The following is a 16,619-nucleotide window of genomic DNA, read 5'->3' on the forward strand; positions in this document are numbered from 1 at the left end:
GGTGGACATAACTGTGGCGCAATCTGGACTTACGCCCCAGGGTGAAAATTCCTTGGTTTGCGTCTCTGGTGCCTAAACCACGAAACGCGTTTTGTGGTTTTGTTGGCAGGGCTAGACGGATCTGGAACGACGCGGCGCAGGGGGCTGTCAGTTTGATCCCGGCGATGGCGGTAGTCTGGAGCTTGGTCAAGCCAAAGGTCTTTGCCACCTATCTGGCACTTCGCGTCAGCGGCGGCCTTGGTTCGGGGGCTGTCGCAGCGGGTCTAAGGATGCGGGTTTCAGGCGGGGCTCCCGCCCGGTGTCGGCCTTCAAAGAAGGCCTTCCACCCGTTGGGCCCGGCGCCGCGCTGACGCGCGGCGCAGTGGCAGTGGCCCTCATCTGGCGCTATCGCCTTGGTGGGGTAGTCTGGAAATGACAGGGTTTATTGCTGAGATGGCCCTTAAGGGCTGATCTGCCCTACAGGGCCGCTTTTGAGTGTATTTTGCAAAGCGCCTCAAGGACAAGCCGCCATTCGGCGGGGCCTTTGGCCTCCTTGACCCGCCGACGGATTGGATCAGCGCTGTATCAGGTGCTGCAGATGCGCCTGGATCATGGGCCATTCGGCGGCTGTGATTGAATAGGCCGCGGTGTCGCGAATGGTGCCATTGGCCATTTTCATGTGGGCGCGCAGGATGCCATCCAGCCTGGCACCGAGCCGTTCGATGGCGCGTCGGCTTTGATGGTTGATCACATGGGTGCGAAATTCGACGGCGATGGCGTCAAGCGTGTCAAAGGCATGGCGCAGCAACAGCAGTTTGCATTCAGTGTTCACCCCAGAGCGCTGTACCGATTGACGATACCAGGTAGAGCCAATTTCCAGCCGCTGATTGGCGGCGTCGATGTTCATATAGGTGGTCATGCCAACGGCCTGCCCTTCGGTATCAAGGATTGCAAAGGGCAGCATGCTGCCCGCTTCTTGCAAGGCCAGGCGGCGTTTGATCTCGGCTGGAACGGCCTCTGGTGCCGGGATCGTCGTGTACCAAAGCGCGGACAGGTTTCCATCGGCGCTGGCCTTCGCCAGATCTACTGCATGGTCCTGCGAGAGGGGGGCGAGAGTGACCTTTTGGCCAGTGAGCGTGACGGGTTTTGCCCACATGGGACGATCCTTTGAGCTGTTGCGGTTCTTTGCCCCGACAGCAATGCCAAAAAGGCGGCCCCTTAGACAGGGCCGCCTTTCTATAATTTCACCAGTCCAATTGGCCTGAGAGTTGCCTCTCGTTCATGGCCTGGTCTGCGCGGAGCTGCCCTAGCCAAAGACCTTGGTCAGGGCCTTGTCGACCGCATTGGTGATGGTGTCGATATCGTCTGCCGTAGCGATCAGCGCCGGGCTGAAGCAGAGGGTGTTGTTCTTGCCGGGGATCGACCGGTTGGTAACGCCAATCAGAACCCCCTGGGCCCCACAATCCGCGACAACCTGTTGGGCCAGTTTTTCATCCACTGGGTCTTTGGTTTCGCGATCGGTGACCAGCTCGGCGCCAAGAAACAGCCCCTTGCCGCGTACATCTCCTATGATGGCGTGCTTTTCCTTTAGTGCCAGCAGGTTGTTCATCATCCGCTCGCCCATGGCGGTGCAGTTGTCCAACAGGCCTTCTTCTTCGATGATGCGCATGTTTTCAAGCGCCGCAGCCGGGCCGGCGGTGCAGCCGCCAAAGGTGGAGATATCGCGGAAATAGTTCAGCGGATCCGAGGCGTCATCCTTAAACATGTCAAAGACCTTCTCGGTGGTGACCAGCACGGCGATGGCCGCATAGCCGGAGGCAACGCCTTTGGCCATGGTGACAAAATCAGGTTTGATGCCATAGTGCTGGTAGCCAAACCAGGTGCCGGTGCGGCCAACGCCGCAGACCACTTCGTCGATGTGCAGCAGGATGTCATACTGGGTGCAGATTTCCTGCACGCGTTCCCAATAGCCTTCGGGGGCCTCAATCACGCCACCACCTGCCGTCACTGGCTCAAGGCAGAGCGCGCCGACGGTTTCAGGGCCTTCGCGCAGGATCACCTCTTCGATGGCGTTTGCGGCGGCAATGCCGAAGTCGCGTCCCGACAGATGTTCAAGCCCCAGTTCGTGCTTGCGGTATTCCATGCAGTGGGGCACGCGGATGAAATCGGGCGCAAAGGGACCATACTGGGCGTTGCGTTCATCCTGGCCGCCAGCGGACATCGCTGCCAGGGTGGAGCCGTGATAATCGCGATCGCGGTACAGGATCTTGGTCTTTTTGCCACCGTATTTCTTGTGCGCGATCTGGCGCACCATCTTAAAGGCTTTCTCGTTCGCCTCTGAGCCGGAGTTGTTGTAGTAAACGCGGCTCATACCAGGCATTTTTTCGATCAGCTTTTCGGCAAACAAGGCACCGGGGATCGAGCCTGCTGACTGGGCAAAATAGCACAGCTTCATCATCTGGTTGTAGACAGCCTTGCAGATGTCTTCGCGGCCATAGCCGACATTGACAGTCCAGACGCCGCCCGACACCCCATCAAGGAATTCTTTGCCGTTCTGGTCCCAGACGCGCATGCCTTTGCCTTCAACAATGATGCGGGGATCATTTTCTTCAAAGGGTTTGTGCTGAATCAGGTGGTGCCAGACATGGGCCTTGTCAGCCGCAACTACCCGGCTGAGATCGTTTTCGTTGAACGTGCCGTCCATGACATGTCCTTCCATAAATATAAAAGTGGGGGTGTCTGCCAGCTGCCTGTCAGCCGGAGTCGTTGTATTCTGACGAAACGCCAAAACCGCCAGATACTCTAGGTCCAGATGGTGGGGTGTTTTGTGTCCAGTTGTGCGCTGCGGGCTGTGTATAGGGCGCGCGGGGGGCTGCTTTTCATATCTTAATTTTTTAACCAACTGGTAAAATTGATCTTTTTTCCAATCGTGTTGGATCCGTCTCATAGCGCACAGTGGTAGGCGCTGACAAATGTGTAAGAAAAGATGCAAGAACGGCCTGTCTTTGCGCAACGCATCATAAAAGAGCAAATGATCTTATGTTAGGGTATTGAGATCAAATGGTCGCTCGACCCATCCTGTGCCCGGACAACATCCAGGCAGAAGGTCAGCTATGGCACTCTATCACGTCATGGTGGCCCCCAATGGGGCGCGCCGTCAGAAAACAGATCACCCGGCGTTGCCCCTGACAGAGGCAGAGCTGGCGCGGGTCGCGCAGCTCTGTCAGGCCGCCGGGGCAACGGCGTTGCACCTGCATGTACGGGATGACGAAGGGCGGCATTCTCTGGATGCAGGCCGCTACCGGGGCGCACTGGCAGCAGTGGCCGAGACCGCGCCGGGCATGGCGGTGCAGATCACAACCGAGAGCGCCGGGATCTATACCCCCGATGACCAGTTTGCCTGCCTGCAGGCGCTGCGCCCCTCTGCGGCCTCGATCTCTATTCGTGAAATGGCCCAGGCCCCAGAGGTTGCGGCGCGGGTCTACGCCCATTGTGCCGAAGCTGGCACAGAGGTGCAGCATATCCTTTATGGGCCGGGCTGTCTTGCGCAGCTCAGGATTTGGTACGACACTGGGGTGGTGGCCACGACGATGCGGGATGCGATCTTTGTTCTTGGGCAATACGTGCCGCCGCTATTGGCCCACCCGGATGCGGTGGCTCAGGTGGCGGTTGATGCCGCAGCGCTGGATCTGCGCTGGAGCCTCTGTGCTTTTGGCCGGGCCGAGCAGGCCTGTCTGCTGGCAGCAATTGCTGCCGGGGGCAATGTCCGGGTTGGGTTTGAAAACAACATCGAAACCCAGAATGGCCGCCCGCTTGCGGATAATGCGGCATCGGTTGCAGCCCTGATCGAAGCCGCAAGCGCAGCCGGTCACACCCTACAAAGGAGCCCAGCATGAGCCATGTTTTTCCCCGCCATACCAAGGCCGACTTGCCCACCGCCGTTGCTGGTGATGGTTGCTATCTAATTGATGAAAATGGAAAAAGATACTTGGATGGCTCGGGCGGTGCGGCTGTGTCCTGCCTTGGACATTCCGATGAGGCGGTGATCCGGGCGGTTCAGGATCAGGTGGGAAAACTGGCCTTTGCCCATACTGGGTTCATGACCTCGGAACCGGCCGAGGCGCTGGCGGATTTGCTGATTTCCCAGGCACCGGGTGATCTGGACCGGGTCTATTTTGTCTCGGGCGGCTCCGAAGCGACGGAGGCGGCGATCAAGCTGGCGCGGCAGTATCATCTGGAACGCGGCGAGCCTGCGCGCCGCCATCTGATTGCACGGCGCCAAAGCTATCACGGCAATACCCTCGGGGCCCTGGCGGCGGGTGGCAATGCCTGGCGGCGGCAGCAATTTGACCCGCTGTTGATCGGGGTCTCGCATATCGCCCCCTGTTATGAGTATGTCGAGCGCAAACCGGATGAGAGCGCCTTTGACTATGGTCAGCGGGTCGCCAATGAGTTGGAGGCGGAGATCCTGCGGCTTGGCCCGGAAACTGTCATGGCCTTCATGGCTGAACCAGTGGTTGGGGCCACATCGGGCGCAGTGGCCCCGGTGGCAGGATATTTCAAGCGTATCCGCGAGATATGCGATCAATATGGCGTCCTGCTGATCCTGGATGAGGTCATGTGCGGCATGGGGCGTACCGGGCATCTGTTTGCCTGCGATGCGGATGGCATCGCGCCGGATATTCTCTGCATCGCCAAGGGGCTGGGCGCCGGTTATCAGCCCATCGGGGCCATGCTGTGCAGTGGCCAGATCTATGACGCTGTGGCAGAGGGGAGCGGCTTTTTTCAGCACGGACATACCTATATTGGCCACCCGGTTGCTACGGCGGCGGGGCTGGCAGTGGTGGAACAGATGCTGAACCGGGATCTGATCAGCCGCTGTGCCAGCATGGGAGAGCAGCTGCAAGCGGCGCTGGTCGATCGCTTTGGCGATCACCCCCACGTCGGGGATATCCGCGGCCGGGGCTTGTTTCGCGGTATAGAACTGGTGGCGGACCGTGGCACCAAAGCCCCCTTTGATCCGGGTCTTGGGCTGGCTGCCAAGATAAAGCGCGCGTCGTTTGACGGGGGGCTGATCTGCTATCCGATGTCGGGCACCCGCGACGGGCGGCTAGGCGATCACATCCTGCTGGCACCGCCGTTCATTATTTCGGAACCTCAGATCACCGAGGTGGTGGACAAGCTTGGGGCGGCAATCACCCAGGCCCTGGCAACGGTGTAGCGGCCCTGCGGCCCTAACAGGCAAGTGGCCGCGCTGAGGACGCGCAGCCAACGGGCCTAAGATCACCTGATTGGTTTTTCGGGCAGTTTTCTGGATGGCACGCGCTCGTTCCCGAGCGCTGGTCACAATGGTGTGGGCTTGCCGGGCGCGAGCCCTGGACTGGGCTGGCGGGGGGAAACCCCAGCGCCCTATTGCAACAGGGTGTCGCTCTCTGGTCTACGTGTAGCCGCCCCCGCCCAGCAGGCGAGGGCGGTATCTTCATTTCAGATCAAAGCGATCTGCATTCATTACCTTGACCCAGGCCGCGACAAAATCCTCTACGAATGCTGCCTTGGCATCCTGCTGAGCATAGCGTTCGGCAAGGGCGCGCAGCTGGGCGTTAGAGCCAAAGACCAAGTCTACGCGGGTGGCGCGCCATTTTTCTGCGCCAGAGGTGCGATCACTGCCGATATAGGTGCCATCGTCTTGTGGTGCCCATTTCACCCCCATATCCAGCAGGTTCACAAAGAAATCAGGGTTCAGAACACCCGGTGCCTGGGTGAGGACCCCCAGGTCCGTTCCGTTGTGGTTCGCCCCGAGCACACGCAGGCCGCCGATCAGCACCGTCATTTCTGGCGCCGTCAGGGTCAGCAGCTGCGCCTTGTCCAGCAGCATTTCTTCCGGTGCGATCCGATACTTTTTCTTCTGATAGTTGCGGAACCCATCCGCTTCGGGTTCCAGCACGGCAAAGCTCTCGACATCGGTCTGTTCCTGGCTGGCATCGGTGCGACCCGGCGCAAAGGGCACCTCAATGGGGTGGCCAGCCTTTTCGGCGGCCTGTTCAACGGCGACAGACCCGGCCAGCACAATCAGATCGGCCATAGAGATCCGCGTATCCCCTCCGGCAGCGTTGAAGCTGGTCTGGATATCTTCCAGCGTGGTGAGCACCTTTGACAATTGCTCTGGCTGGTTGACAGGCCAGTCCTTTTGCGGGCTGAGCCGGATATGTGCCCCATTGGCACCGCCGCGCTTATCCGATCCACGGAAGGTGGAGGCCGAGGCCCAGGCGGTGGAGATCAGCTCGGGGCTCGTAAGTTCAGAGGCAAGGATCTGGGCCTTCAGGGCGGCAATGTCATCTGCGCCCACCAGCGGGTGGTCGACGGCTGGCACATTGTCTTCCCAGATCAGCTCTTCCTCGGGGACCTCTTCGCCCAGATAGAGCGAGCGTGGCCCCATGTCGCGGTGGGTCAGTTTGAACCAGGCGCGGGCAAAGGCTTCGGCCAGTTCTTCCGGGTTTTCGTGAAAACGTTTCGAGATCGGGCCATAGATCGGATCCATGCGCATCGCCATATCGGCGGTGGTCATCATGGTCTTGACCTTCTGGCTGGCATCATGCGCCGCCGGGGCGAGATCTTCATCGCGCACATTCACAGGTTCCCAGATCCAGGCGCCAGCGGGCGATTTTGTCAGATTCCAGTCATAGCCGAACAGCAGATCAAAATAGCCATTGTCCCATTGGGTGGGGTTTGCGGTCCAGGCACCTTCAATGCCGCTGGTGGTGGTATCAGCGCCTTTGCCGCTGCCATAGGCGTTGATCCAGCCAAGGCCCATTTCCTCGATCGGGGCGGCCTCTGGCTCTGGACCAACCAGCGCGGGATCGCCGGCGCCATGCGCCTTGCCAAAGGTATGCCCGCCGGCCACCAGGGCCACGGTTTCTTCGTCGTTCATCGCCATGCGCGCAAAAGTTTCGCGGATATCGCGGCCGGATGCCAGGGCATCCGGCTGGCCGTCCGGGCCTTCGGGATTCACATAGATCAGGCCCATCTGTACTGCGGCCAGCGGGTTTTCCAGTTCACGTTCACCAGAGTAGCGGCTGTTTGCCGCGCTGCTGTCGGCCAGCCATTCGTCTTCGCGGCCCCAGTAGACATCCTCTTCCGGTTCCCAGACATCGGCGCGTCCACCAGCAAAGCCAAAGGTCCGGCCGCCCATGCTCTCGATGGCGCAGTTGCCGGCCAGGATCATCAGATCCGCCCAGGAAATCTTGTTGCCGTATTTCTGTTTGATCGGCCAGAGCAGGCGGCGGGCCTTGTCGAGGTTGCCATTGTCAGGCCAGCTGTTCAGTGGTGCAAAGCGCTGTTGTCCGGTGCTGCTACCGCCCCGCCCATCCGAGGTCCGATAGGTGCCGGCGCTGTGCCAGGCCATGCGGATGAACAGCCCGCCATAGTGGCCATAATCTGCGGGCCACCAGTCCTGGCTGTCGGTCATCAGGGCAAACAAGTCCTGCTTTAGCGCCTTATAATCCAGTGATTTAAAGGCTTCGGCATAGTCGAAATCTGCCGCCATCGGATCCGACTTTTCAGAATTCTGATGGAGTAGTTTCAGGTTAAGCTGATTGGGCCACCAGTCCTTGTTGGAACGCGCAGCATGCGTGGCATTTTGTGCGCCACCGTGCATCACCGGGCAACCGCCTGTCTCTGGGGTGTCGTGTCCGTCCATCTGTGCTCTCCTGTCTGGTTGTTTTGCTCGTGTGTCTTCACCGGCCCGGCGCGGGGCTGGTAGCAAAACACACCGCTACACGTGTTGAGATGCCCAGAGGGTAGCAGGGTCAATCGATAAAATGAAATCGTACTTTTGTATATCTTCCATAGGAAAAAATTATGGATGAGGTGTAGATCTGATGGCGCGGCAGTTGGCCAGGGCGCGCATAGCCCTTTGGACAATTGCGCGCATGTTGGCACTGGCAGACCACACCTAGGCGTTCCGTATTCTACTGGCCCTCGCAATCCTGCGCGAAGGCCAGTAACTGTGTCTTAGAAGAAACCCAGTTTGTTGGGATTGTAGCTGACCAGCAGGTTCTTGGTTTGCTGGTAGTGATCCAACATCATTTTGTGGTTTTCACGCCCGATGCCGGACTGCTTATAGCCGCCAAAGGCTGCGTGGGCGGGGTAGGCGTGGTAGTTGTTGACCCAGACCCGGCCGGCTTGGATCGCGCGGCCCATGCGGTAGCAGGTGTTCATATCCCGTGACCAGACGCCGGCACCAAGCCCATACATCGTGTCATTGGCAATCGCCAAAGCCTCGGCTTCGTCCTTGAAAGTAGTGACCGAAACAACCGGGCCAAAGATTTCCTCTTGGAACACGCGCATCTTATTGTGGCCCTTGAGGATGGTGGGCTGGATGTAGTTGCCGCCTGCCAGCTCACCGCTGAAATTCGCCGCATTGCCGCCGATCAGAACCTCGGCCCCTTCTTCAGCCCCAATGGTGAAATAGGACAGGATTTTTTCCTGCTGTGCCTTGCTAGCCTGTGCGCCGACCATGGTTTCCGGGTCGCGCGGGTCACCGTGTTTGATGGCTTTCACCCGTTCGATCACCCGTTCCATGAAGGCCTCATAGATGTCTTCCTGCACCAGCGCACGCGACGGGCATGTGCAGACCTCACCCTGGTTGAAGGCAAACAGGACGAAGCCTTCGATAGCCTTGTCAAAGAAGGCGTCATCTTCGCGCATGATGTCCGAGAAAAAGACATTCGGGCTTTTGCCACCCAGTTCCAGGGTCACCGGGATCAGGTTTTCCGTCGCCGCCTTCATGATTGTGCGGCCGGTTTCCGTCGAACCGGTAAAGGCGATCTTGGCGATGCGTTTTGATGTGGCCAGCGCGGCCCCGACTTCGGCGCCAAAGCCGTTGACGATGTTCAACACCCCGGCTGGCAGCAGCTCATTGATGATCTCGGCAAAGACCATAATTGCAGCCGGGGTCTGCTCGGCGGGTTTCAGGACGATGCAATTGCCTGCGGCCAGGGCGGGGGCCAATTTCCACGCAGCCATCAGGATAGAGAAATTCCACGGAATGATCTGGCCGACAACGCCAAGCGGCTCATGGTAGTGGTAGGCAACCGTATCCGCGTCGATCTCGCTCATCGAGCCTTCCTGGCCACGCAAAACGCTAGAGAAATAGCGGAAGTGATCGGCGGCCAGAGGGATATCTGCCGCCATGGTCTCGCGGATCGGTTTGCCGTTGTCCCAGGTTTCAGCCTGTGCCAGCAGCTCCAGGTTGTCGTCAATCATATCTGCGATTTTCAACAACAGGTTGGCGCGTTCCGTGGCAGAGGTGCTGCCCCATGCAGCCTTGGCCCCATGCGCCGCGTCCAGCGCCAATTCGACATCAGCCGCATCCGAACGGGCGATATCGTTGATTTTCTCATTGGTGATTGGTGTTACATTCTCAAAATACTGACCGTTCACCGGAGCAACAAACTGGCCGCCGATAAAGTTGTCATACCGGGTTTTGAAGGGCGACGTATAGGTGCCGGGTGCAGTGTGTGCTAGATCTTTCATGGTATCTCCTCCTCTATGCCCAAGTCCTCCACCGGGGCTGACATCATGACTGCCGCAGCAAGACACAGCCGTCATCAGCGTGGAATCGATTGTTCAGGAAAAGTGTCTCAGCCCTGAGACAGGTCGGATCAGGTTTCGTTCAACCCGAGCCGCTTCATGCGCCGATAGAGCGTCGCGCGTGCCACCCCAAGCTGCCGTGCAGCCTGCGAGACATTGCCATCCGCCCGCGCAAGGGCCCGAACGACAGCGGCCCGTTCGGCCCGTTCGAATCCCGTAGGGCCGTCTTCGCGCCCCAGAAGATCCGACGCCGGACGGGCGCAAAGCGGCCCGGTCCCCGCCAAGCCAAATGCGCGGCGGGCTTCGCGCGTGGCCCCCACCACCAGATCATTGCCGTCAATTGCCAAAAGGGTTGCCGATTCCCCATCATCACAGTCTGCGACGATGATCCGCGAGGTTGCAAAGGCCGCCCGAAAGTTGGCTTCTTCGATCGCCCGTGCCGTTTGCGCCACCTGTGCTGCGATCAGCCTGTTGAAGGCTTCGGTCTGATCGGCCCGTGCAGATGACACATCAAGGGCGGCGACGATCTGGCCTTCAACGCCAAAAATTGGCGCGTCGATACAGCTCATCCCGGTGTTGCGCGCGTGAAAATGTTCATCTTGGTGAATGATGACATTCCGGCGCTCTGTCAGGCAGGTGCCAATCCCGTTGGTGCCTTCGCGTTCTTCGCTCCAATCCGCACCGGCGCGCAGGCCCCAGCCTTCGAAGGTCGGCTTATCCGCATCCGATACCCGTTGATCCAGGATGACCCCCTCTGCATCCGTAAGCAAAACGGCACACCCGGACTGGCCAACCAGGGAATAGAGCGCGTCCAGCCGCGGGGCGGCGACCATCATGAATTGCTCATGGATATTCAGCCGATCACGCAGCGCCGAATGTTCGATTAACTCGGGTGCGCTTGTATTATCTGGATGTAACCCATGTTTCCGGGCGGAACGATGCCAGCTTGCCGCCACTTGCGAACGCGCCGCAGCAGAAGCGGAACTGGCCGCTTCGAGCACCTTTTCGGCATGTGAGGTTTTTGGTGACATCAGCGCCTCAGCTTGGATTTGTCCGCCATACTCTACCATATCGGACACAATTGGAAGTTTGTCTGGCTGAGGCGCGATATTCAGTTTGCGATGGTTGATGGTCTGCTAACAGCCCTGCCCAGGTTTTGGCCTAGTCTCGTGCCGGGAAGAGGCAATGGTTCGCTCTGCCTTGGGGTGACTTTTTCTTTGCAACCAAAGGTGTCGTGCTGCAGGGTGGTTGCTATGTTACCCATCAGGCCTGAGCCATCGGCCGCCATTTGAAACCTGTTGCCCCCATGCTGATGCCATTGCGGGCAGGGGCACCGTGATACAGGAGGCACTGCACAATATGAGACTGGAACAGTGGCATGAATGTGGATAGCTTGTTTCTCTCACTTTTGCTGTCGCTGCTGGCGGGCGCCACAATTCCCCTTGGAGCCTATCTAGCCAGTATCGAGAGAATCCGACCGCTCTGGTTGGAAAGCGAATTTCGCCACGGCGTGATCGCCTTTGGCGGTGGTGCATTGCTGGCTGCTGTCTCGCTGGTGCTGGTGCCGGAAGGGGTTGCAGAGCTGTCGCTGTTCTGGGTTGTTGCCTGCTTTTCTGCCGGTGGTGTTGTCTTCTTTCTTGCTGATCGGTTGATTGCAAGACGCGGCGGTGCAGACGGACAAGTCATGGCAATGTTGCTTGATTTCATCCCCGAAGCCATCGCGTTGGGCGCAGCGCTTGCGACCGGAGAACCAGTCGGTTTTTTGTTGGCCTTGCTGATTGCCCTGCAGAATTTCCCCGAAGGGTTTAACGCTTACCGGGAAATTAGCGCCGATAGTGATCAGAAACCAAAGGCGCTTTTGGCTTGTTTCATGGCCCTGGCGTTGATCGGGCCTGTTGCCGCGTTTCTTGGCCATCAATTTCTTGCCGACAGTCCCGCCCTTATTGGTGGGGTGATGCTGTTCGCCGCAAGCGGCATCATCTATCTGACCTTTGAAGACATTGCACCGCAAGCCGTCCTGCAAGCCCATTGGGCACCGCCGCTGGGCGCGGTTGCCGGTTTTCTGCTCGGCTTGGTTGGTTCCATCGTCATTTCCTGAATGGGCGGGCCTCCTTCAGGACTGGAGGGGGCAGCAGCGGCCACGCAGATCATAAAATCGGACCAACCGTCGCGACAACGTTGTTCCAGATTCTATGCTGTGGTGACCAGGCTAATACATCAGCGAGATCAACCGATTGCGACCTGGAGATATAGGATTCCTGTCTTGCGTGAATACGGTCTGTCATCGCTTGATCTTGAAACAGGATGTTGTTTTCGTAGTTCAGGTCGAAACTGCGCAGATCTAGATTTGTTGACCCAATGACAGAGACCTTTCCATCCATTGTGAAGGTCTTGGCGTGCAGCAATCCACCCTGAAATTCGTGAATGATGCAGCCTGACTCCAGCAATCGGCGATAAAAGCTGCGGCTTGCGGCTGCTACAACCCAGCTGTCGTTCCGCGCCGGGAATATCAGGGTCACGCGAATGCCACGGTATGCCGCCGCGCAAAGCGATTCCAGCAATGTCGCATCCGGCACAAAGTAGGGCGTCGAAATTGTAATCTCGCTGCGGGCACAGGCAATCAGGCTGGAAAAGAGCTGCGGCGTCGCGCTGCGGCGCACTGTCGGGCCGTCACCGACAACGAGAGCGGGGAACCCGTCTGACTGGGCGGTCTCGCCGGATGGGATTTTGTCGAATTTCTCACCTGTTGCTGCTGTCCAGTCGCTTATGAACAACAACTGGTTCTGGGCAACAACGGGTCCTTTGAATCGCAGCATGATATCAACCCAGGGCGCATATTTCGGTTTCACCAGATATTCTGGATCGGCTGAATTGCGGCTGCCGCAATAGGTTATGCTGCCATCAATCACGGTAATCTTGCGGTGGTTGCGCATGTCAATGCGGCTGGTCAGTATCGTACGGACTGGATTGCTCAGCGAGAGCGATACGGCAAGTCGTACGCCGGCCGCCTCCATCCGTCGCCACAACTGCGAAGCGATGAGCCTGCGTGAGCCAAGCCCGTCGGCCATGGCGCGGCAGGTGACGCCACGGGCGCTGGCGCGCATCAGCGCTTCGGCAAGGCGGGTTCCGGTCCGATCACCCAGCCAGATGTAATAGAGCACATGAACATGGTCGGTTGCGCTGTCGATGTCCTGCACCATCCTGTCTACCGTTTCTTCGGGCGTCTCCAGCAGTTCCGCCTGATTGTTTGGCAGGGGGTAAAGCCCGTTTATCGAGGCGGCATATTGAAAGGCCGGAACATAGGCCGGGTCAATCAAGCTGGTGCCGGTCTCCGGATCCCCCGCCACCGCGCTGGACAGCGCATCGAGTTCTGCGCGTATCTCTCGGCGTTTTTTACTGGCGCGATGGCCAATATCGACTTCCCCAAAGAGAAAATAGGCAGAGCTGCCAAAGTAGGGAACGACATTGATCACGATAAACCAGGCAAGCCGTGCAGGCGGCGACAGGTCATCTCGCAGCAGGATTCGGATAGTAAATGCCAAGACCAGCAGAGCGTGGCCGACGCTTAGTACGATCAGCACGTGGTGTGCCCCCTTGAGATTACAAAGTCGAGCACCACCGGTAAGTGGTCCGATGCGCGGCGCGCTTTCAGTGACGTGTGAACGCTGGATGTAATCGCGGAAATCCCTCCGCATAGGATAAACCTGTCCAAGGCAGCAACCCGGCGGCTGGCGTGAAAGCTGAAGCCGGGGGTGATCACTTCATGTCCGTGCACCGGCAGTTTTCGGCCCCAGTGGTTGAAATCACCGGCGATAACTGTGGGAATGCCGGAATTGCCTACATGGGCGCAGAGCGCCTTGAGCTGCTGTTTTCTTATGCCGCTGGTAAGGGCGAGATGTGCGCCAATGACGATGAAGCCCGTCATCTTGAAATGGGCGGCAATCGCGCCGCGCGGTTCACGTGCAGGCAGGGCAATGCGTTCCGTGCCCGGTGTCGGAAAATGCTCACCCCGATACAAGATTGCATTTCCATGCCAGCCATGGCTCTGGCTGTTTAGCGAATGCCGTGCCAGAACAAGGCCATGCTCTTGTTGCAGACGGTCAAGCGGCAGGACGCCGGGGCGCTGGCCAAGGCGCTTGTCGGCCTCTTGCAGTACCACGATGTCTGCATCAAGTTCACCAATAACATCCACAATCCGGTGCGGATCTCGCCGCCAGTCAAGCCCAAAGGCCTTGCGGATATTGTAGCTTGCCAGTCTCATCAGCTACCTGCTGCCTCAAGTCATCATGTCGGGTGTATACTGGCAGGAGGTCCAGGGACATGAAAGCGAGAACCTGCGCAATAGAGCGCATTCAGATCTTCCATCGTGTCGCGGAATTCATCTATCCTAGATACGTTGCAGTGCGTGACGCAGGCCCTGCGCCCAGTCGATGCCAAACGCCGTTCAGACGGTCAGGCGCGCCAGATAGTCTGAGTGGGTAGCAAAGAAAGAGCGGATCAGGGTTGCAACCTGGCGATCGAGGCCGCGCAGCCGTGGCAATTCCTCAAGCACCCGATCCAGCCCAGTCAGCCCGTCTGCGTCACCCAGATCCTCGGGGCGCGCGAAACCCATCGACCAGGCGGGAAACAGGCGGTCGGGCACTTCGCCTTGAACCAGCCGTAGAAATTGTGTGTGGTTGGGGTTTGCAGCGATACGGGTGATACAGGCCTCGACCGCTTCACGCTCTCCCTCCAGCACCTGCAGGAATGATCCGTCGTGGTACATCAATAGACCACTGATATGATCGCGTTGATTATTGCGGCGGGCCACGGCCAGCAGGGCCTCAAGCTGTGCGTCTGAAAACAAGTTCGTCGCAGCACTTATATAGACAGTCCTGTACATGATCCGGCCTATGGTTGTTATAAGGAGACCCTAACCCAGGCTCGCCGATCAGGCTATTCATTTGGTTGACGCGGGGTATCATACCACCAACCCCTCGCTCTTGAGGCTCTCGATCTCGTCGGCGATGGCCTGAGCAAAGGCCTGCCCAACCGGGCTGAGCGGGCGGCCGCGCGGCACGAATTGGGCGATGTCCCAGGTGATTTCAGGGATCAGCCGATGCGCTGTGACCTTCTTGGTATCAATCAGCCGCAGCGCCACCGGGTCGACGATGGCCAGGCCGACGCCGCGCTCGACCAGCCGCACAACCCCCTGCAGGGTGCGCAGCTCGGCGGCGATGGTGCGCCGCACATCAATCGTATCCATCATATTGTCGACGCGCTGGCGCAGCGGACTGTCAGGAGAGAGGTCGATGAACCATTCCTTGCGCAGCCTGGGCAGGGGGATTTCCTCGACCGTGCCAAGCGGGTGACCCCGCGGCATGATGCAGCGTGCAGCGCAATGGCCCAATGGCTTGGCATCGCCGCCAAAGGCCTCGGCGTTCAGGGTGATTCCAAAAGCAAGGTCGCAGCGCTGTTCAGAGATCATCCGCAGCAGCTCAGCCATGCCTACATCGACGATCTGCACCGTCGCCTGCGGGTGGGTTTCACGAAATCTTTGCAGCGCGTCGAGCAGAAATGTATCGCAGAACACGGGCTGCGCGGCGATCACCAGATGGCCGACCTGGCCATTGGCAATGGCCACGGCCTCTTGCTCTAGATCATGTAATCCGGCGAGGTGACGCACCACTGTCTGATGAAAGCGAAAGGCCTCTGGTGTGGGGGCCAAGCGGTTGCGTTTACGTAAGAAAAGCGTAAATTCGACCTTGTCCTCAAGCCCGGATAAAAGCCGACTGATCATCGGCTGGCTGGTCTGCAAATACTCGGCCGCGAGCTTGCCGCCGCCCAGCCGCATATAGGCGTCGAAGGCTTCCAGTTCTTTGAGTTTGTACATGATTGCCCCTCAGTATGCATTTAATGCAACTGACGGCATGCCATTGTCAACAATCGCATACTGTGGATGGTGTCGCCAATCCAACAGCTCCGGATTTTCCGGACCAGACGTGAGGTGAACATGAAAAAACTACTCGGATCGATTGCTCTTGCTATGATCGCCATGACCGGCCCGCTTGCGGCTCAAACCTATCCAGATCAGGCGGTGACGCTGGTTGTTCCCTATGGCCCTGGCGGCGCCTCTGACCTTGCCGGTCGCGCCCTGGCAGAGACCGCTCAGCCCGCATTGGGCCAGCCCGTGACCGTGATGAACCGGCCGGGTGCTGGTGGTATGAACGGTGCCCGCTCGGTTGCGGCTGCTGATGCTGATGGCTACACGCTGCTGCTGGCCCGTGTTGGCATGGCGCTGTCACCCGCCGTGATGCCGGACTCTGCCGTGCCGTGGGATTCCTATACCTTCCTGGGCATGCTGGAAGCCACGCCAATGATCCTCGCCGTGCGCAGCGATGCCCCCCATGATTCTGTCGAGGCGCTGATTGCCGCTATCGAGGACGGCAAGGGTGGTATGACCTATGCCGCGTCGGGCGCCACTGCGATTGACGGTTTCACCACTCAGGCTCTGCTGGCTGACAACGACCTTGACCCGCTGACAGCGGCGACCCTGGTGCCTTACAAAGGTGGCGGCGCCTTGGCCACGGCACTGCTGGGCGGTCACGTGGATTTTGTTGCCATGTCCGCTGGGTCGCTGATGCCGCATATCGAAAGCGGAGATCTCAAGGCGCTGATGGTCTTTGCGCCCAAGCGCATGGACAGCCTGCCCGATGTCGCCACCGCGCAAGAGCTGGGGTATGAAACCGCTGGCCAGATCGGTGGCTGGAGTGCGCTTTACGGTCCCAAGGACCTGCCCGAAGCGGTTGTCGCCAAATGGAACACCGTTCTGGCTGACGTGGCCACTAATGAGCAGTGGCTGGAACTGGCGCGCCGTCGTGGTTCTATCTCGACAATCGGTGATGTCGACATGACCGAGTTTGCCAAGCAGCAGTATGAACTGTTCAACGGTCTGGCGAAGGACTTCGGTTACCTGCCCAACTAAGGGCGCGCCGTACAGGCCCCTTTACGACCTACTGGCGTGGCCCGGATCGGGCCGCGCCGCTCTCCTCATACGAGGACCTTTTCCC

Annotated in this window: 13 protein-coding genes and 1 pseudogene; 5 read left to right on the forward strand and 9 right to left on the reverse strand. The window is 59.0% G+C overall.

The genetic code is table 11. The features are described from left to right. Nucleotides 1-140: 140 nt before the first annotated feature. A pseudogene (locus LRK71_RS09425) lies at nt 141-248 on the forward strand (permease); the annotation flags it as partial. Between the two features lie 305 nt (nt 249-553). On the opposite strand, the gene LRK71_RS09430 reads toward LRK71_RS09425, so the two are convergent. After that, nucleotides 554-1,135, reverse strand: coding sequence for a GNAT family N-acetyltransferase (locus LRK71_RS09430; protein ID WP_232402883.1), 582 nt, complete (start codon nt 1,133-1,135; stop codon nt 554-556). A gap of 150 nt (nt 1,136-1,285) precedes the next feature. Further along, nucleotides 1,286-2,683 (reverse strand): aminotransferase family protein, encoded by a 1,398-nt coding sequence (locus LRK71_RS09435; protein ID WP_232402885.1) that lies wholly within the window; start codon nt 2,681-2,683, stop codon nt 1,286-1,288. Nucleotides 2,684-3,092: 409 nt separating this feature from the next. On the opposite strand from LRK71_RS09435, the gene LRK71_RS09440 reads away from it, so the two are divergent. Together LRK71_RS09440 and LRK71_RS09445 are read left to right on the forward strand one after the other, a co-directional pair. Continuing rightward, nucleotides 3,093-3,875: a beta-keto acid cleavage family enzyme gene (locus LRK71_RS09440; protein WP_232402887.1), complete on the forward strand. Its 783-nt coding sequence runs from the start codon at nt 3,093-3,095 to the stop codon at nt 3,873-3,875. Further along, on the forward strand, nt 3,872-5,200 hold the full coding sequence (locus tag LRK71_RS09445) for an aspartate aminotransferase family protein (protein WP_232402888.1): 1,329 nt from the start codon (nt 3,872-3,874) through the stop codon (nt 5,198-5,200). Before LRK71_RS09440 ends, LRK71_RS09445 begins: the two co-directional genes overlap by 4 nt. A gap of 258 nt (nt 5,201-5,458) precedes the next feature. Here LRK71_RS09445 and katG read toward each other — a convergent pair whose 3' ends face one another. From katG to LRK71_RS09460, 3 genes are all read right to left on the reverse strand, one after another. Then, nucleotides 5,459-7,675 carry a catalase/peroxidase HPI gene (gene katG / locus LRK71_RS09450; RefSeq protein ID WP_232402889.1) on the reverse strand — a complete coding sequence of 739 codons (2,217 nt, stop codon included), beginning with the start codon at nt 7,673-7,675 and terminating at the stop codon, nt 5,459-5,461. 314 nt (nt 7,676-7,989) lie between these two features. Continuing rightward, nucleotides 7,990-9,513, reverse strand: coding sequence for an aldehyde dehydrogenase (adh, locus tag LRK71_RS09455; RefSeq protein WP_232402890.1), 1,524 nt, complete (start codon nt 9,511-9,513; stop codon nt 7,990-7,992). Nucleotides 9,514-9,641: 128 nt separating this feature from the next. Further along, nucleotides 9,642-10,601, reverse strand: coding sequence for a GAF domain-containing protein (locus tag LRK71_RS09460; protein ID WP_232402891.1), 960 nt, complete (start codon nt 10,599-10,601; stop codon nt 9,642-9,644). Between the two features lie 347 nt (nt 10,602-10,948). Here LRK71_RS09460 and LRK71_RS09465 point away from each other — a divergent pair, with 347 nt between their 5' ends. Further along, nucleotides 10,949-11,668: a ZIP family metal transporter gene (locus LRK71_RS09465; RefSeq protein WP_232402892.1), complete on the forward strand. Its 720-nt coding sequence runs from the start codon at nt 10,949-10,951 to the stop codon at nt 11,666-11,668. A gap of 49 nt (nt 11,669-11,717) precedes the next feature. Here LRK71_RS09465 and cls read toward each other — a convergent pair whose 3' ends face one another. The 4 genes from cls to LRK71_RS09485 all read right to left on the reverse strand — a co-directional run bounded on the left by cls (nt 11,718) and on the right by LRK71_RS09485 (nt 15,442). Next, nucleotides 11,718-13,151: a cardiolipin synthase gene (gene cls / locus LRK71_RS09470; protein ID WP_232402893.1), complete on the reverse strand. Its 1,434-nt coding sequence runs from the start codon at nt 13,149-13,151 to the stop codon at nt 11,718-11,720. Further along, complete coding sequence (locus LRK71_RS09475; protein WP_232402894.1) at nt 13,145-13,831, reverse strand: endonuclease/exonuclease/phosphatase family protein; 687 nt, start codon at nt 13,829-13,831, stop codon at nt 13,145-13,147. Before LRK71_RS09475 ends, cls begins: the two co-directional genes overlap by 7 nt. 183 nt (nt 13,832-14,014) lie before the next feature. Next, complete coding sequence (locus LRK71_RS09480; protein ID WP_269751692.1) at nt 14,015-14,452, reverse strand: BLUF domain-containing protein; 438 nt, start codon at nt 14,450-14,452, stop codon at nt 14,015-14,017. A gap of 78 nt (nt 14,453-14,530) precedes the next feature. Further along, on the reverse strand, nt 14,531-15,442 hold the full coding sequence (locus LRK71_RS09485; RefSeq protein ID WP_232402896.1) for a LysR family transcriptional regulator: 912 nt from the start codon (nt 15,440-15,442) through the stop codon (nt 14,531-14,533). 120 nt (nt 15,443-15,562) lie between these two features. Here LRK71_RS09485 and LRK71_RS09490 point away from each other — a divergent pair, with 120 nt between their 5' ends. After that, entirely contained in the window at nt 15,563-16,534 is a 972-nt protein-coding gene (locus tag LRK71_RS09490; protein WP_232402898.1) for a Bug family tripartite tricarboxylate transporter substrate binding protein, read from the forward strand. The last annotated feature ends 85 nt before the right edge of the window (nt 16,535-16,619 follow it).

Source organism: Pseudophaeobacter flagellatus (assembly GCF_021228235.1).
Taxonomy (GTDB): Bacteria; Pseudomonadota; Alphaproteobacteria; order Rhodobacterales; family Rhodobacteraceae; genus Pseudophaeobacter; species Pseudophaeobacter flagellatus.